22 protein-coding genes and 1 pseudogene are annotated in these 25,771 nt (G+C 67.6%); 16 read left to right on the top strand and 7 right to left on the bottom strand.

The features are described 5' to 3' along the window. Nucleotide 1 precedes the first annotated feature (1 nt). The gene (locus tag F9C41_RS42180; protein ID WP_196279835.1) at nt 2-493 is read left to right on the top strand and encodes a DUF4265 domain-containing protein; all 492 of its coding nucleotides are present in this window, start codon (nt 2-4) and stop codon (nt 491-493) included. Between the two features lie 768 nt (nt 494-1,261). On the opposite strand, the gene F9C41_RS18700 is transcribed toward F9C41_RS42180, so the two are convergent. Continuing rightward, nucleotides 1,262-1,621 carry a hypothetical protein gene (locus F9C41_RS18700; RefSeq protein WP_155388108.1) on the bottom strand — a complete coding sequence of 120 codons (360 nt, stop codon included), beginning with the start codon at nt 1,619-1,621 and terminating at the stop codon, nt 1,262-1,264. Between the two features lie 187 nt (nt 1,622-1,808). Here F9C41_RS18700 and F9C41_RS42270 point away from each other — a divergent pair. The 5 genes and pseudogenes from F9C41_RS42270 to F9C41_RS18675 all read left to right on the top strand — a co-directional run bounded on the left by F9C41_RS42270 (nt 1,809) and on the right by F9C41_RS18675 (nt 7,984). Continuing rightward, nucleotides 1,809-3,116 (top strand): annotated as a pseudogene (locus tag F9C41_RS42270) (ISL3 family transposase). Nucleotides 3,117-3,401: 285 nt separating this feature from the next. Then, complete coding sequence (locus F9C41_RS41350) at nt 3,402-3,542, top strand: hypothetical protein (RefSeq protein WP_230689738.1); 141 nt, start codon at nt 3,402-3,404, stop codon at nt 3,540-3,542. Between the two features lie 1,508 nt (nt 3,543-5,050). After that, a complete protein-coding gene (locus F9C41_RS18685; protein WP_155388107.1) occupies nt 5,051-5,692 on the top strand; it encodes a DUF1062 domain-containing protein in 642 nt (213 codons plus the stop codon). A gap of 305 nt (nt 5,693-5,997) precedes the next feature. Further along, on the top strand, nt 5,998-7,200 hold the full coding sequence (gene rocD / locus F9C41_RS18680; RefSeq protein WP_155388106.1) for an ornithine--oxo-acid transaminase: 1,203 nt from the start codon (nt 5,998-6,000) through the stop codon (nt 7,198-7,200). A 25-nt stretch (nt 7,201-7,225) separates the two neighbouring features. After that, a complete protein-coding gene (locus F9C41_RS18675; protein ID WP_155388105.1) occupies nt 7,226-7,984 on the top strand; it encodes an SDR family NAD(P)-dependent oxidoreductase in 759 nt (252 codons plus the stop codon). 133 nt (nt 7,985-8,117) lie between these two features. On the opposite strand, the gene F9C41_RS18670 is transcribed toward F9C41_RS18675, so the two are convergent. Continuing rightward, the gene (locus F9C41_RS18670) at nt 8,118-8,840 is read right to left on the bottom strand and encodes a VOC family protein (RefSeq protein ID WP_155388104.1); all 723 of its coding nucleotides are present in this window, start codon (nt 8,838-8,840) and stop codon (nt 8,118-8,120) included. 175 nt (nt 8,841-9,015) lie between these two features. Next, nucleotides 9,016-9,993, bottom strand: coding sequence for a fatty acid desaturase family protein (locus F9C41_RS18665; protein WP_230689737.1), 978 nt, complete (start codon nt 9,991-9,993; stop codon nt 9,016-9,018). 516 nt (nt 9,994-10,509) lie between these two features. Between F9C41_RS18665 and F9C41_RS18660 the strand changes: the two genes are divergently transcribed. The 4 genes from F9C41_RS18660 to F9C41_RS18645 all read left to right on the top strand — a co-directional run bounded on the left by F9C41_RS18660 (nt 10,510) and on the right by F9C41_RS18645 (nt 14,922). Further along, nucleotides 10,510-11,697, top strand: a complete 1,188-nt coding sequence (locus F9C41_RS18660; protein ID WP_155388102.1) for an ATP-grasp domain-containing protein — start codon at nt 10,510-10,512, stop codon at nt 11,695-11,697. A 111-nt stretch (nt 11,698-11,808) separates the two neighbouring features. Beyond that, nucleotides 11,809-12,840, top strand: coding sequence for an N-acetyl-gamma-glutamyl-phosphate reductase (argC, locus tag F9C41_RS18655; RefSeq protein WP_155388101.1), 1,032 nt, complete (start codon nt 11,809-11,811; stop codon nt 12,838-12,840). 20 nt (nt 12,841-12,860) lie between these two features. Beyond that, on the top strand, nt 12,861-13,733 hold the full coding sequence (locus F9C41_RS18650; RefSeq protein WP_155388100.1) for a [LysW]-aminoadipate kinase: 873 nt from the start codon (nt 12,861-12,863) through the stop codon (nt 13,731-13,733). A 301-nt stretch (nt 13,734-14,034) separates the two neighbouring features. Next, the gene (locus F9C41_RS18645) at nt 14,035-14,922 is read left to right on the top strand and encodes a hypothetical protein (RefSeq protein WP_155388099.1); all 888 of its coding nucleotides are present in this window, start codon (nt 14,035-14,037) and stop codon (nt 14,920-14,922) included. A gap of 73 nt (nt 14,923-14,995) precedes the next feature. On the opposite strand, the gene F9C41_RS18640 is transcribed toward F9C41_RS18645, so the two are convergent. Beyond that, nucleotides 14,996-16,297, bottom strand: coding sequence for an MFS transporter (locus F9C41_RS18640; protein WP_155388098.1), 1,302 nt, complete (start codon nt 16,295-16,297; stop codon nt 14,996-14,998). Between the two features lie 206 nt (nt 16,298-16,503). After that, nucleotides 16,504-17,484, bottom strand: coding sequence for an alpha/beta hydrolase (locus tag F9C41_RS18635; protein ID WP_155388097.1), 981 nt, complete (start codon nt 17,482-17,484; stop codon nt 16,504-16,506). Between the two features lie 357 nt (nt 17,485-17,841). Between F9C41_RS18635 and F9C41_RS18630 the strand changes: the two genes are divergently transcribed. Genes F9C41_RS18630 through F9C41_RS18615 form a run of 4 tightly spaced genes read left to right on the top strand, consistent with a single transcriptional unit; the run spans nt 17,842 to nt 20,909 of the window. Next, on the top strand, nt 17,842-18,096 hold the full coding sequence (locus F9C41_RS18630) for an acyl carrier protein (RefSeq protein ID WP_196279834.1): 255 nt from the start codon (nt 17,842-17,844) through the stop codon (nt 18,094-18,096). A gap of 38 nt (nt 18,097-18,134) precedes the next feature. Next, entirely contained in the window at nt 18,135-18,950 is an 816-nt protein-coding gene (locus tag F9C41_RS18625; RefSeq protein WP_155388095.1) for a hypothetical protein, read from the top strand. After that, complete coding sequence (locus F9C41_RS18620; RefSeq protein ID WP_155388094.1) at nt 18,943-20,133, top strand: beta-ketoacyl synthase N-terminal-like domain-containing protein; 1,191 nt, start codon at nt 18,943-18,945, stop codon at nt 20,131-20,133. Before F9C41_RS18625 ends, F9C41_RS18620 begins: the two co-directional genes overlap by 8 nt. Continuing rightward, entirely contained in the window at nt 20,130-20,909 is a 780-nt protein-coding gene (locus F9C41_RS18615; RefSeq protein ID WP_230689736.1) for an enoyl-CoA hydratase/isomerase family protein, read from the top strand. The genes F9C41_RS18620 and F9C41_RS18615 overlap by 4 nt, the downstream gene beginning before the upstream one ends. A 211-nt stretch (nt 20,910-21,120) precedes the next feature. On the opposite strand, the gene F9C41_RS18610 is transcribed toward F9C41_RS18615, so the two are convergent. After that, nucleotides 21,121-22,005, bottom strand: a complete 885-nt coding sequence (locus tag F9C41_RS18610; RefSeq protein ID WP_155388093.1) for an aminoglycoside phosphotransferase family protein — start codon at nt 22,003-22,005, stop codon at nt 21,121-21,123. A 144-nt stretch (nt 22,006-22,149) separates the two neighbouring features. On the opposite strand from F9C41_RS18610, the gene F9C41_RS18605 reads away from it, so the two are divergent. Both F9C41_RS18605 and F9C41_RS18600 read left to right on the top strand, forming a co-directional pair. Continuing rightward, nucleotides 22,150-22,971: a phosphotransferase family protein gene (locus tag F9C41_RS18605; protein ID WP_155388092.1), complete on the top strand. Its 822-nt coding sequence runs from the start codon at nt 22,150-22,152 to the stop codon at nt 22,969-22,971. Then, nucleotides 22,968-23,717: a GNAT family N-acetyltransferase gene (locus F9C41_RS18600; protein ID WP_155388091.1), complete on the top strand. Its 750-nt coding sequence runs from the start codon at nt 22,968-22,970 to the stop codon at nt 23,715-23,717. Before F9C41_RS18605 ends, F9C41_RS18600 begins: the two co-directional genes overlap by 4 nt. A 119-nt stretch (nt 23,718-23,836) precedes the next feature. Here F9C41_RS18600 and F9C41_RS18595 read toward each other — a convergent pair whose 3' ends face one another. Further along, nucleotides 23,837-25,723, bottom strand: coding sequence for a hypothetical protein (locus tag F9C41_RS18595; RefSeq protein WP_230689735.1), 1,887 nt, complete (start codon nt 25,721-25,723; stop codon nt 23,837-23,839). Nucleotides 25,724-25,771: the final 48 nt, after the last annotated feature.

Raw genomic sequence — 25,771 nt, 5'->3', positions numbered from 1 at the left:
CATGATTGACGGAGTTTCTTACGTTAGCCACGAGGACCCTGCATGGAGGGGCGAAAATAACTACCTGGCCATGGTAGATCTGGTTCCGTTCGATCTTCGGGGGATGGTCGAGCAACTTTGGCTTCGGGAGGTCGATGAAGGGAACGGATATGAAATTCGTTGCATCCCCTTCTATGTGTATGGTCTGTCTCTGGGCGACATAGTGGGGAAGGATGAGTCAGAAACCGTTAAGCAATTGATCAGGAAGTCGGGCCGTCGTGTCCTTCGGGTACTCTTCGCCGAGCCCCGCCCCGTGGCAGACGGTCGATCTGCGCTACGTAGGGCTGTGGGGTCCGCGGGTCTCTTAAGTGAATGGAACGGCGATCGACATGTCGCTATTGATGTCCCAGACATCTCTGTGATGCAGCCAATTTTCGACTCTGTCCAGGGGGAAATCGGGAGCAGAACGGCCTTTTGGGAGTGGAGCGACTCCAGGGTCTTCAGGTCTGCCTGACGGGCTGTCAGGAATTGCTCCGAGCCTAATCGGCTAGCTAACTGTTTCGCCCTGGTGAAAGGCCCTTGGCCGCCTGGCTTTGCATCTCCATGCCCGTGGCTCTTCATTTGTGATTGCCTCGACAACAAGATGATCCCCGATGGCCATAGACACCTTCCCTCAGGGTCCACTCAGGACAGGCCACCGGAGTGCTCCGACCCCCATCAAGTTCGTTGATCCGGCATAGAGCGGAGAACACATCGATGTCCTCTATCGCCGATTATTGCCCGAGGCGGGCCCATAGGCGGGTGCCATCGCCTGGTTCCGATTTCTAGGCTCGTCCCATACCTGGTAGCGACTCCGCGGAACAGAAGAGTCCCGCATTGGCCCGCCGCTGCCGGCTGTGAGCAGGATCAGCGGTGGACCCTGGGCCGGGTCCAGACGCTGATCGCCACCATGTTCCCACGTTCGGGTAGGCGTCACCATGGTGTGGCAGGCGATGCGCCGTGTGGGCCACACCGCCCAGCTACCGGCAGATCGCTGCCGAACGTGACGAGCAGGCCATCACCCACTGGCGCCACTACCGGCGGTCGGGCTAAAGAGTCGCCCGCGCCTGAACGCCTGGATCTGCTTCGCCGACGAATGCGGGCTCAACGAACTTAGCGGGGGGTAACGCAGCGGTGGGTAGTCCAGGACCGCTGACGGTTAGTCACCCTGTGGCCCCACAGTGATCATCTTGTTATTGGGGCAAGTCGATCACCCGTGAAGAGCAGGGGGCAGGATGCTTCATCAGTCCACTGACGCGAATACCTCGACCACACCGGGACTCAAATCGTCGGTACTCATGTGTGCGTCTAGTCCCGCAGAGCGAAGTATCTCCATGATGGCCTCAGCCATCGTGATCCCTACGAATCCCAGATGACGCAGTAGGGGATGCCGGGGATCGGCGGCCATCACCTCGAAGGCTTTGTTTTTGAGCTCTTCGGACGCGAGCCAAACTACAGTCACCATGACCGTGGGAGCCGGCTCACTTCGCTCCTCAACGCCGAAGCCGCTCCGCCCGCCGGGCTGTTCGGGACCCCAGGCCGGAAGCCCGGCAAGGCGCAGTTCCGCTACTACCTTTTGGGCGAGCTCGCCACTGTTGCTCATGGTCCGTTTGTCCCCCGCTTGCAATGCTGATCATGCGAGCGCATCTCTATATGACGGCACGGCGAGGTTGACGAGGCTGTCGGCAACCTCGCGTCCCACGTGGAGCCCTGATGCGTAGGTGCCCTTCGGCCATCAGCGATCATCCTGCTGTCGAGACAAAGTTGATCACAACAGAAGAGCCACGAGCATGGGTAACAATACGACTCGGCTGCTCGGACTTGACGGGCTGGGTTGTCACCGCGGTCGCTGACGGGGCGGAGGGCCCGTCGTGGACCTGGTCACCGCTGATGAGCGGGCACTACGCGGTCCTGAGTGCGGGACGTCGGCGCGGCGGTCGAAGGGAAGGCGGGTGACCCGGCCGCCTGACCTGCCCCTGTGTGGGCGTCCTACCCGGTTGCGCTGGTACAAACGGCGATGGCATTGCGCCGAGCCCGGCTGCGCCCGTGCCTCGTTCACCGAGGCGGTAGCTGTCGTGCCAGCTCGTGAGCGGTTGACTTGCCGGTTGCGGGCGGCGGCCGGTGCCGCGGTCGCCGACGGCGGGCGCACGATCGTGCAGGCCGCACGCGACCACGACGTCTCTTGGCCGGTAGCGGCCGCGGCGTTCACCGCATACGCCGCGGCCGCGCTTCCCGCCCACCCGCAGCCGGTAGAGGTTCTGGGCATCGACGAGGTCAGGCGGGGCAGGCCGAAATGGCAGTTCGAAGGTGGCACAGTCGTGGCAGACCGTGGTCGACCAATGGCACGTCGGCTTCTGCGACCTGTCCGACGGGCAGGGCCAGCTCGGGCAGGTCGAGGGCCGCACCGCCCAGGTCGTCGCCGAATGGCTGCTCGGCCAGCCGAAGTCGTGGCGTGAGCAGGTGCGCCATGTCGCGATCGACATGTGCACGATTTTCAAAGCAGCGGTCAGGCAGGCACTACCCCACGCCACCCTCGTCGATCACTTCCACCTCGTTCAGCTCGCCAACGCCACGGTGACCGACGTACGCCGCCGGTCACGATGCAGGTGCGTGGCCGCCGCGGCCGCAAGCGCGATCGCGAGTGGGAGCCGCGCAACCGGCTGACCCGATCCGCGGCCCGGATGGACGGTGACCTGGTCGCCGAGCTCGAAGGTGAGCTCAAGGGCCTGCCGCCACGGATCGGGCTGCCGATCCTGGCCGCGTGGAACGCCAAGGAAGACCTCCTCGACCTGCTGGCCACGGCCCGCACTCACCCCGATCGGGAAGACGTGGCGGACCTGCTCTACCGCTTCTACCGCCGCTGCACCGACGCGGGCCTGCCCGAGCTGGAGCGCCTGGCCACCACGGTGCAGACCTGGTGGCCACAGATCCTGGCGTTCATCCGCACCGGGATCACCAACGCCGGCTCCGAGGCCACCAACCGCGTGACGAAGACCCTCGCCCGCGACGCGTACGGCTTCCGCAACGCTGTCGACCAACGGCTACGCACCCGCTCCGCCACAACACGTCGGTTCCGAGGCCACCTCGACCCCCGCTAACTTCGTTGAGCCCGAATGCGGCAAAACCCTACGGGCCACCAAGGCCAGCACCTGGGTGCCAGGCAACCAAACCCCGATCGTCAATGTCACCGCCGCCGGCATCGCCCGCGTGTCAGTGGCCGGCCTGCTGTGTTACCGGCCCGGATATCGCAGCCGGCTCATATACCGCACCATGCAAAAGTCAGCCGCAATGCGCAGCCATGGCTGGCCGGCCATGGCTGCGCATCTACCAGCTACCGGCCTACGCACCCGAACTCAACCCCGGTAAAGAAGGTCTGGTCAACGATGAAACGCAGCCTGGCCAACCTATCCGTCCGCACCGCCGCCACCCTGACCGCCATGGTCAAAAGCCGGCTCGAACGCATCCAATACCGCGACGGACTTATTGACGGCTACTTCGCCTCTACCGGTCTGTCCCCACCATGACCAGACCCACCCCCGAAAGGTCTTTAGCTGCCGCTCACGGATCCGGTGGGGTCCCATGGGATGTCACTCGGCCTGCTGCAGATGCCAGGAGACCGCTTCGACGCAGAGACGGTCAGCAGAGGTGAGTGGATCCAGCCCCAGTGAGGTGATAGCCGGCGACCCAGCCAAAGTATCCGTTGTAATGGACAGCCGTCCACATGCTGTTGCCGTTAACCGTGTCACCGAACCGGTAGCAGTTCTGGGGCATCCAGGTACCCCAAGGCGGTCGGACAAGGATAGGGCAATTGTGACCTGGTCCTGTCCGCATCGCAGGCCCAGAATAGCCGCTGACCGGATTGATCGCCTGTGTCCAACTGGGGTCCCAGTCTGGCGCAGGCGGTCCGCACGTCACTGACGCAGACGCAGGTGAGGCGGTTGCGACTAAAGCGCCGGCGATAGCTAGCAGGACAGCCGCAGATCCGACTCCGATCCTGTGCAGGACTTTACGCATGAGACCTCCCAAAATATCGATGGATATCGCTGTTAGGGATGAGATGGCTGCGCCGACGTTGGCGAGCACGACGAGGGGGATTAAATCCGTCGGTGGACGTTTCGGGATTCCTTTTCGGGCCTGTTCATGCGTTGAGTCAACTGGGCTGGGCGTCGTCGGGGGCGGATGCCGACGGATTCCGGATTGATGTCAGGGGATGTCCTGGTGGCGGCCTTGTGGGGTGGACCGGAAACCGGACGCCGCCGGACGCTTCTGTGCGGTGTAGGGGCGCCGGAGGTCGAGGGCGAGCTTTTGTGTGGTGCTGCGCCGACGTTGGTGGCGAGTGGGCGGGGACTGCTGGGTGTGGCCGGCGAGCTGGGGATCAGCTGGGCGGGTTGGTGGCGTGGCTGGGCCGGACGTTCATCGATGATGACCAAGACCCGACGATCGGTTTCGGAGCGTTGTCAACGTTGGCATCGGTGGCTGTCGGCGGGGACACCGCCAGCCAGACTGTGGTGAGCAGCGACGCCGGCACGACGATGAAACCGATCAGAGGCGGTCGGTTTGCCCCGGGGAAGCATGGCGTAGTCGTAGGTGGACATGGCAGTTCGCCTCTCATGTGGCCGACGGCGTCCTGCGTTGCCGTTCGGGATCGGGAGCTGAACATAGGCCGTGGCCGTCAGGAAGAACTGAGTAGAGGTGATGCCGCCAGGCGGCGTCCGGATGCCGGCCACCGCGGCGCTACAGGCCGGGCGCGCATGCCGAGGCGCAGGTCCTGAGGCGAAAATGGGTGTGGCCTCGCCGGCCCGTCCCGCCCTACGATGTAACAGATCCCGCCCTACCACGTAAATGGATCTTCTTCTCCGACCCACTCACCAGAGGACTTCACCCAACGTGACGCCGCCTGCTCTTTAGACCTGACATTTCCGTGCATCGGTCGCCGACGTCGCCGTCGGCTCATTTCCCATGCCTTTCGTCAGTCTTCGGAGAGATCATGTCTACGCGTCCTCATAACGTGCTGTCCTGGACCCTTCGGCGCATGCGCCTTCCCCTGCTCGCGCTCCGCTGCGTCCACTGCCATTCCAGCCTCGCCGGCACCGGCGACGGGAAGTTCGGCGTCAATGCCGGCGGCAAACTCCCCGGCATCTGGCTCCCCGCCGCCCTGTCCCACGGCCGGACCAGCGCAATCACCGCTCACGATCGCGTCGCGGTCCGGCACCTGGATCCGAGCCTTCTGAAGGCGTACTCCGCCGGCTGCTCGTCCCTGGTCGCCCGCGTCCTCGTCGACCAGCGGATCGCACACCGCAAGCCGTTCGCCCTGGAGTGCGACTCGTGCCGGCAACTGCTCGCCCCGTCTGCTCCTGAAAGCCGCTGGCCCAACCCGGTTTCGGTCATCCTCGGCGGCCCCGTGCGCGTCCGCCGCGCACGGCTCATCACCCCGCGGGCCTGGCATCAGCTGCGGGGAGATCGCTCGGCGCGTCAGGATTGGCGTTTCGCTGAAGCGCAGAACTCATCGGGGCTTCTCGTTCGCCCTGCCGTGTGGCGCCGCCGTGGGCCTGAGCCGGGGCGAGAGGCAAGGTGGCCGTGCCCCATACCGCATCCCGCTGCCGTCCGCGCGCGGTCGTTCATGACCGGGCGCGAACTGAGGTCGGGGCCGGCCCGCTACTGGCGACGAGGCTGAACGCCCCGACTCCCATCGTCGGCCCCGACTTGGTCGGGCCACGGACCGGGCGTTGAGACCGACCGGCAGGCGCCGTCCGCGCGGGCATCCGCAACTACCGCAATGAGTGCATGCGGCAGACGTGATGCTCGCGCGGACAACGGCATCCCGCTTACCGCGCCGGCCGGAACGTCAGCGCTCCGCCTACTCCGGAATTCGTCTTCCGCGGACGCGTGAAGCGGGGGCGAGTTCGTAGTTTCCCTTTGATGCCGCGATGGGTCACCCACCGCGGCAGTTCGAGCGGGACCTGCAAAAGGAGTATCCCCATGACCGTGGACACCATGTCCGCTCGGGACCACATGGCCCTCGCGGAGCGCTGGGCCGCGCACGACTCAGTACCGTTCCCCGTGGTGCTCAGCCACGGTGAGGGCGCCTGGATACACGACACGGAGGGCCGACGTTATCTCGATTTCCACGGCGGGTACTCCGCGACCAACTTCGGCCACCGGCACCCCGCCCTCGTCGCCGCAGCGAAGGCACAGCTCGACCGGCTGACGCTGAGCACCCGGGCATTCCACCACGATCACTTCGGGCCGTTCTGCCAGGAGCTGGCCGAGTTGACGGGCACCGAGAAGGTGCTGCTGTCCAACTCCGGCGGCGAGGCCGTCGACACCGCCGTGAAGATCGCCAGGAAGTGGGCCTACCGGGTCAAGGGCGTGCCGGACGGCGCCGCCGAGGTCATCGTCGCCGGGGCGAACTTCCACGGGCGTACGACGACGATCGTCTCGTTCTCCACGAACGCCAGCCACCGGGCCGGCTTCGGTCCGTTCACGCCCGGTTTCAAGGTGGTGCCGTACGGCGACATCGACGCGCTGCGCGCGGCGATCACCGACAACACCGCGGCGATCCTGCTGGAGTCGATCCAGGGCGAGGCCGGCATCATCGTTCCGCCGAAGGGCTACCTGGCCGAGGTCCGTGACCTGTGCGACGACACCAACACGTTGCTCGTCGCCGACGAGGTCCAATGCGGGCTGGCCCGCGCCGGCACGACCCTGGCGATGGACCACGAGGGCATCAAGGCAGACCTGTACACCCTGGGCAAGAGCCTGGGTGGCGGGCTCGTTCCGGTGTCCGCGGTCGTCGGCCGTGCCGACGTCCTCGGCGTGATCACGCCCGGCGACCACGGCTCGACGTTCGGCGGGAACCCGCTGGCGTGTGCGGTCGGCCGGGAGGCGGTGCGGCTGCTGGCCACCGGGGAGTTCCAGGAGCGCTCCCGCGAGCTGGGGGCGTACCTGCACTCCCGGCTCAACGAGCTGGACGGCGTGACCGAGGTCCGGGGACGTGGCCTGTGGGCCGGGGTGCAGCTCGACGAGGAGCGGGTGGCCGGGCGCCGGGTGACTGAGGCGCTGGCCGAGCGTGGCCTGCTCTGCAAGGAGGCCAGGGGGCATCTGCGGGTGGCGCCGCCGCTGGTCGTCACCCGTGCGGAGATCGACCTGGGCGTCAGCATCATCGCCGACGTGCTGTCTTGACCATCGAGCGGACGGGATAGATCTCTTGAGTGACTTCACAGGATTGGCCGCCATCGTCACCGGCGGCGCGTCGGGAATCGGCCTGGCCACGGCGAACCTGCTGCACAGCAGGGGAGCCCAGGTCGCCGCGCTCGATCTGAAACCGGAGGGGCTGCCGGACGGCATCTTCGGCGTGCAGGCCGACATCACCGACGACGTACAGGTCAAGGCCGCCGTCGACGCCGTGGCCGAACGTTTCGGCAGGCTGGACGTCGTGGTGAACAACGCCGGGATCGGCGCCGTCGGAGACGTCACCGCCAACGGTGACGACGAGTGGCTGCGCGTGCTGGACGTCAACGTGATCGGCATGGTCCGGGTCGCCCGGCACGCGATACCGCACCTGCGGCGCTCCCCCGCCGCGTCGATCGTCAACACCTGTTCGATCGTGGCGTGGGCCGGGGTGCAGCAGCGGGCGCTGTACTCGGCCAGCAAGGGCGCGGTGTACGCGCTGACGCTGGCCATGGCCGCCGATCACGTCCGGGAGGGCATTCGGGTCAACTGCGTAGCACCGGGTTCCGCGGACACCCCGTGGATCGGCCGGTCGCTCGCGCAGGCGGCAGATCCGGTGGCCGCCCGGGCCGCGCTCGACGCGTTCCAGCCGACCGGCCGGCTGGTGACCGCCGACGAGGTGGCTGGTGCCATTGCCTACCTGGCCAGCCCTTTGTCGAGCGCTTCGGTGGGCACGGTGCTCGCCGTCGACAACGGCATGCACGGTCTGCGGCTGCGGCCTCCGGTCCAGACGTAGGCCGGCGGGCATACGCCGAGAAGGGCCGCGGGGATTCTCCCCTGCGGCCCTCGTCGTTACTCCTGCGCAGCGCCGCTGATCGGTTCCGCGTCGCTCGGGACGGACCGAGATGGTTCGCCTTGATCGGACTGGGTCAGGCTGGGGCGAGCAGGCAGAACTCGTTGCCTTCCGGGTCGGCGAGGACCGTCCACGGGACGCCGACGTCGATGGCGGTGGCACCGAGAGCCTGAAGTCTGGCCGCCTCGGCCTCTGGGTCGTCACCCGGGTATGGGCGGATGTCGAGGTGGGCGCGGTTCCACCCGGTTTTCACGTCGGGTACGCGCAGGAACTGCAGATATGGACCGACGCCCGCGGCGGAGCGCAGGACCGCGTTGTGGTCGGTCACCTTGTGCAGGGTCCAGTCCGTGGCCTCGCTCCAGAAGCGGGCCATGGCGCGCGGATCCGCGCAGTCGACCACGACCGATGCGATCGGTCCGGTGTCATGGTAGAGGGAGTCCAGCACGCAGAACTCGTTGCCTTCCGGGTCGGCCATGACCGTCCACGGGACGTCGCCCTGGCCCACGTCGGCGGGTGTCGCGCCGAGTTCCGTCAGGCGTGCGACGAGTTCCGCCTGGTGGGCCGCGGAGGTGGCGGCCAGGTCGAGGTGGACCCGGTTCTTCACCGTCTTGGGTTCCGGGGAGGTGACGAGGTCGAGACAGACGGCAACGGGGTCGGGGTAGACGAAGCCCTCGGGTTCGAGGTTGGTCACGCCGGGTGCCTCGCTGGAGACCGCCCAGCCGAGCGCCTGCGCCCAGAAACCGCCGAGCGCGGAGTCGTCCCTTGCCTTCATGTTGATCTGAACAAGCCGCGTTGCCATACCGACGATCTTAGGTCCTGCCGCAGGTGGGGCGTCCGATGGCGGGTGCGCCGCGGCGGGATGCGACCAAGCTGGTGCGCACCATATGCATGGAATGGTCCTCTGGGCGTATGAGTCCCGACCTCCTGCGAGGTTCGGGACTCATACGCCCAGGGGGACCGGCTGCGATCGAGCGTCACACTGAATGCGCAGGTTCACGGACCTCCGCCGGAGACAGGGACGAGGTATCGGCTGCGAGCATCATGAGCTGGGCGAAAGTCGGGCTTGATACGGCCGGGTCCCCGCCGGCCTTGCGCCACTGGCGGTACTTGGCGGCGTAGCTGATGACGGTTTCCTTGTTCTTGCGGGAGCGGGGGCGGGTGAACGCGCCGGCCCACAGGCCGTCCCAGGCGGCGTACTGCGGGTCCTGCAGCAGGACGCGGTGGGCTCGGCCCAGGTTCCAGTGTGGGATGCCGGTGTTCAGGTGGTGGACGAGGTGGTACCGGTCGTTGTGCCGGCTGATCAGGAACTGCTCCAGGAACCGGCCGTGGCGGTTGCGGGTGAGCAGCAGCGGCCGGTGCTCGCTTTCGGGCATCGGGTAGTGCTCGGACAGTTCGGCGAGCCAGCCGATGGCCACGTTCGTGGTGAACAGCGGGACGAACCAGAACAGCAGCAGCTGTGGCAGCCAGCCGAACCAGGCGCACACTGCGATGATGGCCGCCCACTGGGTGAGTAGGACCGCCCGCTCGACCCGCAGCGGCACCGGCACCGACACGGTGATCTTGGAGCTGTCGGTGAAGACCCGCTCATTGATCACGTAGCGGATGTAGTCGAGGGTGCGCAACCCGAGCGCGGACAGCACCAGCTCCTTGTAGAAGAAATGGCGGTCGGAGCGCTCGGTGTCGTAGAGGCCGCACTCGATGTGGAATCTGTAGTCGGGATCGGCTTCGACATCGCCCAGGTTGCGATGGTGGTTGCCGACGTGCGAGCTGCGGTAGGGGCCGTGCAGGTGCCAGATGAGGTATCCCGAGAACACCGACCCGGCGAGCAGGTTCAGCGCCTTGTTCCGGGCGAGCACCTTGTGCGACGACTCGTGCAGGAAGTGGGCGAGGAAGCGTTGTACGGAGCCGATGACGATCAGGGCCACTGGATAGAACCAGTACGAGATTCCCACACACAGCGCTACTGAGGCGCAGACGAGTGCGTACTCGAAGAGCACTGCCCTTGGGCCGTGGTAATTGTCGAGACGACAGAGCTCCCGGAGTTGTCTTCCGACCCCGGGTGCCAGTCGGTCGAAGGTCAGTTGCTCGATTGCGGACACATACCCACCCTTCGGTTGGTTCGCACCATCGGCTGCGTTTCGATGGAGGACGGAGACGCCGAATGTGGCTCTCAGGCAGCCGGTCGAAGCCCGACGCCGGCCCGTGGAAACCCGGTTCGGCGTGGACGTTGTCGTCGAAGGACGCTACGTTCGCGCCGGCGCACTGACGTCCGCAATACGTTCAACCTCGGGCACGCATCACGTTTAGGGGGACCGCGGCGGCTCATCATCTCGCTTATTTGACTGCGGCTTGTCCCGTGCGATTCTCAATGTCGGAACCGGCGTATCGCCGGACGAGATAAACGTGCCGAGCGCTGCCGGTGCGGCAGTCATTAATTCCCACCCGCAGCCGTCCCCGGAGGTCACGATATGAAATCCGTGCTCATCCTCTCCTGGATATCCATCGGCAACGTGGCCCCTGCCGTCAAAGAGGTTCGGGCCCGCAATCTGCGGCCGGTGCTGGTCTCCGAATCGCCGGATGATCCCAACGCCGCGCTATGCGACGACCATGTCCTTTTCGACTGGGACAGCGACGAGCTGTCCACCCTCGCCGGCCGGCTCGACGAGCGTGGCATCGTGCCCATCGCCGTCGTGAACATGGTCGAGAAGTTGATTTCCTGGAACATCGCGATAGCCGCGCATTACGGCCTACCGGGCGGCGACGCCGGCCGCACCGTGCTGGCGAGCAAGACGTCGGTCCGGGACCACATGCGCAGCCTGGGTCTGTCCGGCATCAAGTACTGCAGCGACCCGGCGGCGGTGGACTTCTTCCCCGTCATCGTCAAGCCGGCACGGGTGTCCGGGGCTTCGCACCTGGTCAGCCGCGCGGACAACCCGGCAGAGCTGTTCGCCTACCAGCAGTACCTGATCGATCGTGGGTCCGCTGACATCGAGATGGTCATCGAGGAGTACCTGCCGGGCACCGAGTTCTCCGTGGACGGCCCGGTGGTCAACGGCCGTTTCCACCCGGTCCTCGCGGTCGAGAAGCCCGACCACGACGACGTCAAGCACCACGATGCGGGCCTGGAGTTCCATCCGCCCCAGCAGGACCATGTGCGGGAAGGGGTGCGCGAACTGTGCGAGACGATCAGCACGCTGTGCACCGACCTTCGCCTCGACCAGCTCTGGCTGCACTTCGAGGGCCGGAGCACCGAGGACGGCCGGACGGAGCTCATCGAGATCAATCCGCGGCCCGGCGGCGGCCAGATACCCAAGGCGGTCCAGGTGATCACCGGGATGGACCCGTTCGCAGCCGTCATCTCGATGGCACTGGGCGAATTCACCGTGGAGCGACCGGAGCCGCTGCGCCTGGAGCCGATGATCGGCTGGATGGACGTGGAAGCCGACGAGTACGGCACCGTCGAGGTCAGGACCACCGAAGACGAACTGCTCGCCCTGCCGGGTGTGATCGGCATAAAGCTGCTCAACGGCTTGCAGGCGACCAGCGACAAGGAGAACTTCTTCCTCTCCTTCTCGGTCACCGCCGATTCGGTGTCCGAACTGCGCGCCCACGCGGCGAACGTCCTGCAGACATTGGACTACCGCGTCACCCCGTAATGGGTCTACCGGGACTTTCTGAAGGTTATGAGCTTCTTTCGTGTGGCAATCGGTTCGGACTGGAGGGCATCACATGACGTGTCGCAGTGTGTCTGTGGGAAGGATGTGCTCATGCTGCGGGTGACGGTTGTCGGCGCAGGCGGTTACATCGGCGGCGAGCTGCTGCGGTTGCTGCTGGGACATCCCGAGATCGAGGTGGCAGGCGCGGTCTCGTCCCGTTTCGCGGGCAAGCGGATCGACGGTGTGCATCCGAATCTGCGGTCCGTCACCGATCTGGCGTTCTGTGCGGCCGAAGCGGTTCCGGAGTGCGACGCGGTGTTCCTGTCGCTGCCGCACCGGGTGGCGATGACCCAGATCGACCACTGGATCCAGCGGTCCAAGCTCGTCATCGACATGACCGGGGACTTCCGGCTCGATGACACCGAGGTCTTCCAGCGCTACTACGGCGAGGAGCATCTGGCCCCGCATCTGCTGGACGACTTCGTGCCGGGCCTTCCCGAGCTGTACCGCGAGCGCCTGCGTGCCGCGGACCTGATCAGCGTTCCCGGGTGCATGGCCACGGCCGGCGTGCTCGCCCTTTACCCTCTGGTGGCGCACGATCTGATCGATCTGGAGCAGGGGGCCCAGTTCGACGCCCGGACCGGTTCCAGCGGCTCGGGTGCCACCGCCGGCCCGGCCAACCTGCACGCCGAACGCAGTGGCGCCATGCGCGTGTTCGCGCCGACCCGTCACCGGCACGAGGCGGAGATCTCCCGGCACCTGGGCCTGGCGGCCGCGATGACCGCCACGGGGGTCGAGGCGGTCCGCGGAGTCCAGACCATCGGCCATGCGACCCTGCGTCCCGGGGTGGACGAACGGACTGTGCGCCGGGCCTTCCGTGAGCAGTACGCCCAGGAGCCGTTCGTGCGCGTCGTCGCGCACCAGCGCGGCATCTTCCGCTACCCCGAGCCGAAGATCCTGCTGGGGTCGAACTTCTGCGACGTCGGCTACGCCCTCGACGAGGACACCGGTCGCCTGACCGTCATCGGAGCCCTGGACAACCTCGTCAAAGGTGGTGCCGGCAACGCCCTGCAGTGCTTCAACATCCGCATGGGCCTGCCGGAGACCCTGGGCCTGACGTTCCCCGGCCTGCACCCCCTATGACCCCGCCGACCGGAGAGACCGTGACCACCAAACCGCTCATCGTCGTCAAGTGCGGCGGCAATCCCGCCGTGAACGCCGCCGACATCTGCGCCGACATCGCCCGCCTCGTCCACGAAGGTCATTCGATCCTTCTCGTCCATGGCGGGTCCGGCGAGATCGCCCGCCTCGCCGGCAGGCTCGGCGTCCCGCAGCGCACTCTCGTCGCGCCGGACAGCGTCTCCACACGTCACACCGACCCGGAAACCCTCGAAGTGGTCGTGCTCGCCTTGGCGGGCGCGGTCAAGCCGAAGCTGGTGGCGGAGCTGTCCCGCCATCAGGTGCGCGCGGTCGGCCTGACCGGCATGGACGGCGGCATGCTCCGCGCCCGTCGCAAGTCCGCCGTCCGCGCCGTCGTCGACGGTCGCACCGTATTGATCCGCGACAACCACAGCGGCCGGATCGCCCAGGTCGACACCGAACTGCCCGCGACGCTGCTGCGCGCCGGCTACGTGCCGGTGATCTCGCCGCCGGCCGTCGACGAGCACGGCCAGCCCGTGAACGTCGACGCCGACCGGGCCGCGGCGGCGCTGGCCGCGGCACTCGGTGCCGACCAGCTGCTCCTGCTCACCGGCGCACCGGGCGTGCTCGCCGATCCCGACGACCCCACCAGCGTGCAGGCCGCCGTGCAGATCGCCCCCACCGGCGCACCTGACCCGTCCGCCACCGGCGGCATGGCGCTCAAACTCATCGCCGCACGCGAAGCGCTCGACGGCGGAGTCGCCACCGTGCGCATCGCGGACGGGCGCACCTCCGAACCCGTCAGGCGTGCCCTCGCGGGGGCCGGCACCACGGTTCACATCTGCGGCGCAGAGTCGCCGCACCACAGCACACGCCGAGAAGAGATCCGCGTGTGAGCGAACCGCACGGCGCACCAGGCCGGTGGCAGGCGGCACGGTCAGGCTGACCGGCTGCGAAGCGCAGGCGGGCCGGGCAGAACAAAGAAGGTGCTGCCCGGCTCGGCGCTTATCCTCACCACGAGGTAGCGCACCTAAGAACCACTTCCAGGCCTCGTGCCACATGCTGATCGTCGCCGGGTAGGTGGCCTGTTCCTCGAACGACTGGCCGCGGCCGACAACAGCCGTCCAACCCGATTGGTTCGCCGTGCGCCGAAAATTGACGCGCCCAATACCGACGGCCGTGGTTAGCCTTGCACACGTGGGCGTCCTCGATCGCAATCACGCTTACACCGTGTTCAAGCACAACATCGACGCGGTGCGTGCCATGGTCGACGCCGGCCAGGTCATGGACGCGTTGATGCAGCGCGCCACAGCAGCCGATCTGGCCCGCCTCGGGGTCGCCGAACTGGACCTGAGCCGGCTCGACGCGACAGACATGTACCGCGGAGCGTGGGGTCTCGCCGTCAGCGCGCTGGATCGGTGGGTAAGCGACGAGATCCTGCGCCGCGTACGGATCCTCGTGCTGATGCCGCCCGACAGTCGACCCAAGAAGCTCAACAAGGTCACGGTCACCGGCGCCATCGCGAACTTCCCGCTTGGCCAGGGCACGGAGGCGCTGTTCGGCCGCTATGGACCCGACGAGGGCGGCCTACTGGTCGGCCGGTCGTCCTACACCTATCCCTTCGAGCGCGCATACGACGCCGTCATACGGTCGCTGCACCGTAAGACCTTTCAGCATCCCGACAAGATCGCCGCCGGATTCGGCTGGGTGTACGACGGGGACCTGTGGCGCGATACCGCCAACCGGGTCAATCGGGAGTCACCGAACACCGCAGTGTCCGGTGACTCACTCAAGCACCGGCTCGCTGAGATAACCGCACGGCGCAACCGGATCGTGCATCGCAGCGACCTCGGACACCACTTTCAGAAGGAACCGCTGAGCGCGTCCGAGGTGCACGACACCATTGAATTCCTCGAACGCGTCGTGGTCGCGATCACCCATCTCCTTGGCGACGTACCGACGCATGGTGTCAACCTCGACAGCCTCTGGGCTGCGTACGTCAACACCCATTGCGACATCGACTCCGGCCACGCCTGGGACTGCGACCTGTTCTGCGAAATCAGCGAACTACGGCCGTTGAGTTGAGGCAGCATTTTCAGCGTCAACGCAGCGGCCGTACCCGTAGTGATGATGGGTACGGTCGCTGCGTTGACGCCGGCTATGAAATCGGTGCGGCTTCGGTGGTGTCGGCGAACCGGTGCTGCATGACGTATGCGCCTGCCGCGCCCGCGACCATGATGACGACCACGGCCAGCAGGGCCGCCCAGGTGTCGGAGGCGTTGATGACGAGGCCGCCGAGTTGGGCGCCGAGCGCCGAGCCGGCGAGGCTCACCGTGATGGCCCAGGTGAAGGCCTCGGTGACGTAGTCCGCGCGGGCGGTGCGGGCGACGAGCTGGTAGGAGATCGCGGTCGCGGGTGCCCCTGTCGCGCCGAGCAGGAAGAGGGCCGCCCCGAGGGACCAGTTGTCCCAGGCGAGCAGGACCAGTGTGGCGCAGGCGCCCATGGCGAGCAGGCCGATGACGAAGGCTCGCTCCGCCGGCTGGCGCAGGGTGTGGTTGCCGTACCAGACTCCGCCGATGATGCCGCCGATCCCCCACACCCCGAAGATGAGGCCGATGTCCTGGGCGGAGCCGTGAGCGGTGACGAAGGCGGGCACCGCGACGTTGTACACGCCGGCGGCGACGCCGCAGGTGGCCAGCACGAACAGCAGGCGGACCAGGCCCGCGGAGCGCAGTGCGCCGAGCGGGTCGCGTTCGCCGGTGGCCTCGCGCTGGGTTGGGGTGGCCTGGGTCGCTCGTGAGGCTCGGGTCGTCGCGAAGCCGATGGCCCCGACGCCGGCGAGCAGGCCGCCGAGGATGAGTGCGGTGTCCGCGCTGCCCCAGAACAGGACCGCGCTGAGCAGGAGAGGTCCGCCGATGGAGAAGACCTCGCCCAGCACCGCCTCGATGGACAGGCCGGCCCGCTCCATGGTGCTTCCGGAGGTGCTCCACAGGGACCGGATGCAGCCGCTGAGTGGCGGGTTCGTGGCGCCTGCGACGACCACGCACGCCAGTTGCGTGGTCAGTGATCCGTGGTCGGTGTAGACGAAGCCGATCAGGGCCAGCGGGTAGACGATGCCGGTGATGAGGAGGACCGACGACTGGCCGTACCGGTCGACGCGCCGGGCGACGAACGGCGCGACGAGGGCGACGCCGAGGGTGTAGCCGGCCAGCAGCAGGCCGGCCGAGAGGTAGGTCGAGCCGCGCGACGTGGTGGAGACGACCAGGGCGATGGCGACCATGTAGATCGGAGACCGGCCGATGATGCTCCAGAACAGCGGGCTGCGCATGGTCTGGTCCTGCAGTGCGGCGACGAGCGCGTTCTTGGCAGGCGGGGTGTTGGGGGTGGTGTCGGGTCCGGTCTCCAGTGGCTCGACGGTTTCATCGGTGATAGGCGTTTTCAGGGCGGTGGACTGCGACATCGCTTCTCGCAATTCTTGCGGGCATTGTCGCTGTGGCGCGGACCCGCATGACGATGGTGGTTACCTACGGATGTTGCGGCGGTTGCCTGAGGTCAGGGGCATGGCCATCACCTCGCATCCGACCTGCGTAGGCCGCCGGTGTGGTGATGTCGGCACCCCTGCGAATGGTCGTTCGCAGGGGTGCGCGCGGTCCCGACGAACAGCGACTACCTGGACCCGCTCGAAGCCATGGCGGCTGGTTCGAGCACGTTTTCCGAGTCGAATCGCTGCTGCAGGAACTCGGCGATCAGCCGGAGCGCGTCCCGGCCGGTCTGCAGCTTCGCGGATACGGCCAGGAACCCGTGCGGCAGGCCGGCGTACTGGTGGTACTCGACCGGCACGCCTGCCCGCGCGAGCGCGTCGGCGTACTCCTTGCCCTCGTCCCGCACGGGACACAGTTCGCCGGTCATGATCAGTGCTGCGGGAAGTCGGCTGTGGTCGAGTGCCTTGAGCGGCGAGGCGTACGGGGAGTCTCCGTCGGCGGGGTCGGCGAGGTAGAGACTCCAGAACCACGCGCTCGAGATGGCGTTGAAGAACATCGGGTCCTTGTGCTCGCGCATGGACTCCGTGTCCGGGTTGTTGTGCAGCGGCGGGTAGACGAGCACCTGGGCGGACAGCTGCGGCCCGTCGTTGTCTCGTGCCATCAGCGCCATGACCGCGGCCACGTTGCCGCCGGAGCTGTCTCCGGCGACGGCGATGCGTCGACCGTCGGCACCGAGTTCGGCCGCGTTCTCCGCAGCCCACTTCAGGGCGGCATAGCAGTCGTCGATGGCCGCCGGGAAAGGGTTCTCGGGCGCGAGCCGGTAGCCCACGGAGACCACCACGCACTGGGCGAAGCTGGCCAGCGCGCGGCAGATCGAGTCCGACGTGGCCACCGAGCCGACGACGAAACCGCCTCCGTTGAAGTACATCAGCAGGGGTAGCGGCCGGTCGCTCCGCGGGCGGTACACCCGGACCGGCACCTGGCCGGCCGGGCCGGTGATGTTCAGGTCGAAGACCTCTTCAGGATGCTCATGCCATTTCCAGGTCCCTGCCTCGGTCTCGGCATCCGCGCGGCGGGCCTCTTCCACGGTCATCGTGTAGAGCGGCGTGAATCCGGTCGCCTCGCGGTAATTCCTGATCATCACGTAGGTCGGATCGAGCGACATCTGATCTCCTCACATTATTCGCCGGCAGCGGGACCGAGCACGTTCGGAATGGGGAATGGTGCGACCTCGCATGGCATTCGAAACCGCCGTCTCCCCCGCCGAGCACGGCTGGCATCTGAGCTCCGCACCAGGTCACATCAGCTACCGGTGACCAGAGGAAACGAGCCAGATCTGCCGCACCCAAAAGGACGATAAGGTCGCGTCGACGTCATGCACGTCCGCACTGTGATTGCCCGGAAAGACACATCGCACTGACCATTGCCTGCCATGGGTAAGCGTTCCGATTACTGCACCGCAAAGCCTTCCGTGCCACACTCGACGAAAGTTCAGCTCACATTCCCAGCCGAAGGAGAAGCGATGTCCGACGTTATCGACCAGACGATTGACGGAATCCTCAAGGAGGTCGCCGAGCTGCCGGAGTCCTTCCAGATCTCCGGCGAGCAGCACCTCAGGTCCGATCTGGGAATCGACTCCCTGTCGATGATCGATCTGGTGATGCACGTGGAGAACAAGCTCGACATCAACATCGACGAGGAGTCCGTCGGCAGTTTCGCCACCGTCGCCGACCTGCAGCGTCACGTCCGCGATCTGGTCGCGACTCCGGTCTCGTAAGGTTCCCTGCCCGAATCCCTGATGCATCGGAGCGCCGCGTGTTCGAGTTCAGTCTCCGCCAGGTCGCGCTATGCGGACAGCAACCGTGGGAAGAGCCAGGAGAACTGGCCGAACCTCCCTCGGATCTGGCCGCGGTCATCGGCACCACCGGTGACCAGTTCCGCGACTCCTTCACCCGCCTGTGCCTGTACCTGGCCCGCACCCACGACGATGCGCCACAGACGCGCACCGACGACACCGTGGTGATCGGCACCGAGTACGGCAACACCGAAGCACTGACCCGTCTACAGCTTGGTGCGCAGTACGAAGGCAAGATGCTGTCCGCCAAGCACTTCCCGAACGCCACGTCGAGTTCTGCCTCCGCGTTCGTGAACATCGGCATCGGCGCCACCGGCAGGAACCTGACGCTCAACGCAGGTCTGCTCACCCCGGTGATCGCGATCTGGCAGGCGCTGTTCGCGCTCGCCACCGACCGCTCGTCGACCAGCAAGGTGCTCATCGGCGACGTCTACTCTGCCGAAGCCCTGCTCGACGCCAAGCGCGAACCCGACGATCTGCGGTGCCGGTCCGGGTTGGCGCACGCGACATTCGTCAAGGGCCGCGAGTTCCGCGCGGATTTCGACTTGACCCCCGACCACGACGCGGACGCGGCGCTCGGCGCACAGATCGGATCGGATCGGTCGATCGACCGCAACGGTGCCTTCGTCACCGCCGAGTTCCTCGACGTGATCCAGAAGTTGGACGTGGGCGAGCAGGTCGTGCTCACCTGCCGCGGCCCGCTCGCACGCCGCGGTGCGTTGACCGTCACCAGGCAGAACTTCGACACGGTAGGCCACGGAGGTCTCGGTGAGTAGGTCCACACGTATCTTCGTCACCGGCCTGGGGATCATCTCCCCGGCCGGTGCCGGCACCGGCCCGTTCTGGGACGACCTGTGCGCGGCACGACACCGGTTCACCGACCTGACCCCGCTGTACGCGGGCATGAAGGCGGGCGCGCTCGGCGGCCGGGTGCCGCAGGAGGCCCGCGACATCGCCCTCGCGCAGGTGAGCGAGCAGACGCGCGCGCGGCCGCGGGCCGCCTCGTTGTTCGCCGAGTACGCGGCTCTGGAAGCACTGCGCGACGCGGGCCTGGAACCCGGCGACGAAACGGTGCGCAACGCCATGGTGTGCATCGGCAGCAGCGACGGACAGGCCGATGCGCTCGAAGACGTCGTCGGCGGCCGCCGGGACATCACCGAGACGGGCGGCTTCTCCAGCTTCTCGATCACCGAAGGCGTCGCGGCGACCATCGGCGCCCGCGGGCCGGCATTCACCACGCAGAGCACCTGCGCCTCGGCCAACGTCGCCGTCTCCTGTGCCATCGAGATGCTGCGCAGCGGTATCGCCGACACCGCCGTGGTCGGCGGCTGCGACCCGTACTCGGAGAAGAACATCATCGGGTTCAGTTCGCTGCAGGCGATCGGCGCGACGCGCTGCCTGCCGTTCTCGGTCAACCGGCGTTACGTGACGCCGTCCGAGGGCGCCGGCATCCTGGTGCTGCAGACCGAGGACGCGCTGCGTCCCGGGCAGCAGCCGTATGCCGAGATCCTCTCGACGGCGATCAGCAACGACGCCAACCACCCCACGGCGCCTGACCGCGACGGCGTCGAGGCGTGCCATCACCGCGCGCTCGCCGAGGCCGGGATCACCGCGGCCGACATCGACGTGATCTTCGCGCACGGCACCGGCAGCCGGGCCAACGACACGGTCGAGGGCGGCATCTTCACCGAGATCTACCCCCGGGCGGCGGTGACGGCGATCAAGGGCACGGTCGGGCACCTGATGGGCGCGGCCGGCGCAGCCGGCGCGGTGGCGTCCTGCCTGACGCTGAAGCATCGGCTGGTGCCGCCGACCGCCGTGGACGCCGAAGAGGTCGACGGTGAGCTGAACCTGGTCACCGGTGCTCCGCTGGCAATGCCGCACCTGCGGTACGTGCAGAACAACGCGTTCGGCTTCGGAGGCAACAACGCGATCAGCATCTTCCGGAACGTGGCGTGAGTGCGCCGCTCCGGCTGACCCACGACGGCCCGCTGGCCATCCTGACCATGGACAGCCCACCGCTGAATCTGTTCGACCTGGCGATGTGGGACGCGTGGGAGGCCGAGGTCGCGCGGCTGTCGGCTGATCCGCCCCGGGCGCTGCTGATCAGAGCCGAAGGCCGCGTGGTCAGCGCAGGTGTCGACGTCCAGGTGTTCGCCGACACCGACCCGGCCCAAGCGGAAGCGTTCTGGGCACGGCAGCTGCGCATCACCCAGGCGCTGGAAGCGCTGCCGTGCCCGACGGTGTTCGCCGCGCATTCGCTGACGCTGACCGCCGCGTTCGAGCTCGCGCTCGCCTGTGACCTGATCGTCGCAGCGGCGTCGGCCAGGTTCGGGCTCGTCGAACGCAAGGTCGCCTTCACCCCGTCGATGGGCGGCACCCAGCGACTGGCCGAGCGTGCCGGGCCGGCGCGCGCACGCGAGCTGGTGATGACCGGCGCGCAGTATCGCGCATCGACGCTTGCCGAGTGGGGTGTCGTCAACGCGCTGTTCGAGCCTGCCGAGTTCCACGAGGCCGTGTGTGCCTATGCGATGCGGCTGGCCACCGGACCGAGCGTGGCGCACGCGGCGACCAAGCGGATCGTACGGGCGTACCTCGACGGTGGGGTCTCGGCTGCCGACGCGGTGCTCCCCCAGACCGCGGCCGAACTCGTGCGCACCGAGGATCATCGCGCTGCCGTCGCGGCGTTCCTCTCCGACGGGCCGGAGCACCGCACGACCTACCTCGGCAAGTAGCGCAGCTTCCCTTGCCGTTCAAGGGAAGCTGCGCACTTTCGCCGGGTCGCCTCGGGCATTTCAGCCCGAGGCCGGGTGGCGTCGGACTTCGCATTGCTCGGCCCGCGATTCGTGACCGTCGAATCAGAGTCAGCCGGCTCGGTTTCGCGGCCGGACTGTCGGCGCTGCCGTCCGGGGCGTCGCCGGCGGTGACCGCGCAGGCGCCGCATGGTCAGCCGTGGCGGTGACGCACGATGTAGTCGATGTAGCGGATCGTGTCCTCGCGGTCCTCTTCGCTGATCGAGTCCCACAGGTCCGCCAGCCAGTAGAGCGAGCCCGACAGCGGCCAGGCCCACCCGCGTACCCAGGTCGCCTCGTCGAACCCGAGCGCCTCCCGGTACGCGGCCCGCGCGCGGGCATCGAACAGGCTCCAGCCCGGCCGCACCTCGACGGCCGGATCGCCGCGGCCGAGACCACCGAAGTCGATCACCGCGGTGAGCCGGCCTCGATCGACCAGCAGGTTGCCTTCCAGGAGATCACCGTGCAGCCATACCGGCGGTCCAGGCCACTCGTCCGCCGTCATCGCCTCGTCCCACGCCGCGGTCACCGCTCGGCCGTCGATCCGTTCGCCCAGCACCGCGATCGACCGGCGGGTCAGCTCGTCGCGCTGCACCAGAGGTACGCCGCGCTGGATCCCCTCCTTGATCGGGCCGTCCATCGGGTCGATCGCGATCATCGCGCGCACGAAGCCGGCGAGGTCGACGGCGAGGTCGACGAGGTCCTGCCCGGCTTGCGGATTGCGCCCGTCCAGCCACGGGACGACCGTCCACGGCCATGGATAGTCCCCGCCCGGCCGGCCGACCGCGATCGGCACCGGCACCGGCACCGGAAGATGCGGTGCCAGTCGCGGCAGCCAGGTCGCGTCGGTCTCCACCTGGTCGACCGCCCACTGCGCCCGCGGCAGCCGCGCCGTCAGGCAATCACCCAGCCGGAACAGCGCGTTGTCGGTGCCGTTCAACGGCTGCGCAACGATCGGCAGGTCCGACCACTCGGGGAACTGCTCGTCGATCAGCGCGCGTACCTGCTCGACAGCGACGGTGATCTCTCCGGGACGCATCGCGCGACCGTAGAACCCGCCCGATCATCCCGTCAATCGAATTCGCACACGCCGCACCGTACGCCGGATCAAGAGCTGTTCAAGTGGGCGATGACGCCCCGAATTGTGCCTGCCGGGCCACGAACGCTGAGCTACGGTGCCTGGATGCAGGCGCATGAGACCCAACGGGCAGCCAAGGCAGCCATGTCGATCGCCTCGTCGCTCGGCCTGACCGCCCACGACGCCGTCGTCCTGCACAACTCGAACAAGCTCACCCTGCGCCTGCAGCCCTGCGACGTGCTGGCCCGGGTGGCGCCGGTGGCAGACCAGTCCGCCCGGTTCGAGGTCGACGTCGCTCAGCGGCTGGCCGCGGCCGGGAGCCCGGTGGCCGCGCTGGAAGCGCCCGAGGTCTTCGTCCGGGACGGCTACGTGGTCACCTTGTGGGCCTATTACGAACCGGTGACTACCCAGGCGATCCCACCCGCGGACTACGCTTGCGCGCTCGAACGTCTACACGCCGGATTGCGCAAGATCGACCTGCCAGCCCCGCACTTCACGGACCGGGTATCTGCGGCCCAGCTGCTCGCGGCCGACCGCGACCGGACGCCGGAGTTGGCCGATGCGGACCGGGCCTTCCTCGCCGGCACGTTGGAACGCCTGCGCCGAGCAGTCAGCGGCAGCGGCCGGCCCGAACAGCTTCTGCACGGCGAACCGCATCCGGGCAACCTGCTCTCGACCCAGGCCGGCCTGCTTTTCGTCGACTTCGAGACGTGCTGCCGGGGACCGATCGAGTTCGACCTGGCCCATGCGCCCGACGAGGTCGGCGACCACTACCCGGGCATAGCTCACCAGCTGCTCCAAGACTGCCGAACGCTCGTGCTGTCGATGGTCGCGATGTGGCGCTGGGATCGCTACGACCAGTTCCCCGACGGCCGCCGGCTCGGCATCGAGTGGCTGAGCGAGATCAGAAAGGCAACAGCCCGTTGAAGAATCAGTTCTTGATCGTCCGGGCTCAGCAGGTCTGGCTTGAGCTGGCCGGCGTCCCCGTAACCTTTCCCGCCGAGGGCACGCAAGTGGTCGTCTCGGAGAGGTCGTTGCTGTGTCCGCCGGGTTGGAGCGGGATCGTCACGCTCGGCAACGCCGCGATCATCACCGTTCCCGCGGACGGCATCGCCGAGCTCGTACGGGAGCGACTGGGCGGACTGCCGGTCGCAGCCTTGACCGACCCCGACCGGGTGTGCCGCGCCCTGCCTGTCGCTGAAGTGTTGGGTCCAGCGACCCTGGCCTACTGCGACAAGCGCGACTTCCCACCAACCGATCCCGGCGTCACGGACGCCATTCCCGCAGGTCATGCCGATCTGGCCACCCTCCTCGCCGCGGTTCCGCCGGATGATGCCGACGAGTGCGGGCTCGCCGAAATCACCTCGCCCGCGTTCGTGGTGCGCAGCGGGACACACATTGTGGCGGCGGCCGGCTACCAGCGCTGGCCGGGTCAGGCGGCCCATATCTGCGTACTTACCGCGCCGCGACAGCGTGGGCGTGGACTTGCCCGCGTCGTCGGGGGCGCGGCAGTGGCTGACGCCTTGACCAACGGTTTCTTGCCCCAGTGGCGGGCTCGTCCCGAACCGTCGCGTCGAGTGGCACGAGCGCTCGGATTCCATGAACTCGGCACCCAGCTGAGCATCCGGGTCACGGGACTGAGCGCTCCCGGCCGTGGATCCCCTGTTGAATAGCGCTCTGACACGACCGCCGGCCAGGTCGATGACCTCGACCTGGCCGGGGCGCAGCTACGGGGTGGCGAGGCGGGCCGCAGTCCGGTCCGCCTCTCCACCCGGCACCTACCTGCTGTGTTTCAGGCGCCCTGACCAGCGGCGGGCATGACGCCGAAGTTGCGGCGAGCGATCGTCACGGCGAGGTCCTGCACGGCATAGGCGGTCATGTAGTAGTTGTGCGGCGGGATCTCAGCGTCCACGGTCAGCGCGAACTCGGCCTCACCCGTGCCGTCCGACCCGATCCGGACCTTCTGCAGCTCCGGCGTGATCGTGCACCCGGCACGCCCGTAGCTGGCGAAGAACAGGCCGAGGCGCAAGATGCCGGGCCGTGCTTCGCGCACCGCCACGCGCACCTGGACCGTGCCCCCTGCCGGGCCCTGCTCCTCGGTGTAGATCAGCAGGGACGGTGAGTCGTTCAGGCGGAACGCGACGTCACCACAGCGCGTGCAGATGACGCCTTCGGTGTCGAGTGCGGTGGGCACGAGGGCACGTCGAATGTAGCGCTCCGCGGGTCGCCCGCACTGGCAGCGCACGTGGGCGATGGTGGAGAAGTCGAGGCGACCGCGATCGCCGAAGTGGGCGTAGCAGTTGCTGAGCTCGTTGTCGGGATCCTTGACGAACTGCGTGGCGATGGCCATGTCAAGCGACTGCAGGTCGTCCATGAGGCTGCGCATGGTCTTGGCCCGGTCCTGGTTGACCGCCAGGTCTCGCTTGGAGACCTGGTTCTCGACCTTGGCGGCGAGCTTGTCCAGACGGGGACGCAGCGGATTCTTGGCCGACAGCAGGCCGCCTGCCAGATAGGCGGTGAGGCGGGCGGAGGTGGTGAGCAGCAGCGGCTCCGGCGCGAGAGCCGGCGGCTCGGGCGCGATACCCGGGTCGTCGCCGATGCCGAAGTGGACGTATGCGGGGAAGGGCTCCGCGCTCCTGATGCTCGAGTTGAGGGCGGTGACCGACGATGCGTGCACCAGGGCGGCCTCGGTCCAGGCGAGGTTCTCCGCGCGGCCGGAGTCGTGGACCGTGATCGCGCCCACGACGTCCTTGGCGGTGCCGTCGATCGCGTTGAGCATCAGCTGGTACTTGGGGTCGTAGGCGGCCGCGTCGGCGAACGGGCTGTTGTTGCACGAACTCAGCACGATCTCGGCGGAGCGGATCTCCCGCAGCTGGATCAGCTTGTCATCGGGCTTGTAGCAGTGCGACGTGAACGCGCACAGCGGAGCGACCAGGGCCTCGTTGCGTTCGACGGCGTCGTTGCGGCCGCAGATGGTGAACTCGGCGAGGTTGAGCGAGTCGTCGCGCCCGTGCCCCTGCAGGAACAGCCGCCGCCAGCGGGTGCCGAGCAGCTCGGACTTGACGTCGGCGGTCTCGACTCCGCGCTCGTCGCGCAGCTGGATGCCGCCGTCGCGGGTGAGGCCCCGGTCGACGGCGGTGTACAGGCCGAGTTCGCGCACGTCCGAGGCCGTGTGCACGTACTGTTTCGCGGTGAACCAGGCAAGCGACGCCGCGTCGCGGCCGGTGAGGAACGTCAGGCGCACGTTCGGCCGGTGGGCGGTGGCGCGCACCAGGGGCCAGATCAGATCCGCTGTGAAGTGCTCGTAGAGGCCGGCGATCAGCAGGGTGTATTCCTCGCCCTGGCCGGCGTCGCGCTCGCGGTGGGCCTGCGCGTCGAGTTTGTCGAGCAGCGCGGCCCCGACCTCTGCCTGGTCGAGCCAGGTGCGCGCCAGCGGCGTCAGGAGCGCGCCGAGTGCGGCGGGGAGCGCTTCGGGGGTGAGCAGCACGCCGTAGGTGCGGGCGACCGGTCGGCTGACGTTGCCGTAGAGGCAGGCCGCACGTTCGACGGAGGCCGCGAGGTCGGCTCGTCCGCCGGTCCACACCGGCACGGTCGCCGAGGACGATGCCGTGAGGAACTCGTCGACGGCCGCCGCGTAGGAGGCTGCGTCGTCCAGGACGGAGAATGGCGAGGGCATCATGGTTGCCGTCCCAGCGCCGGGAGAATGGAACTCGGACTGCATGAGATA

The sequence above is a fragment of the Catellatospora paridis genome, assembly GCF_009720365.1.
GTDB classification, from domain to species: domain Bacteria; phylum Actinomycetota; class Actinomycetes; order Mycobacteriales; family Micromonosporaceae; genus Catellatospora; species Catellatospora paridis.
This window is presented reverse-complemented; position numbering and strand designations above follow the sequence as displayed.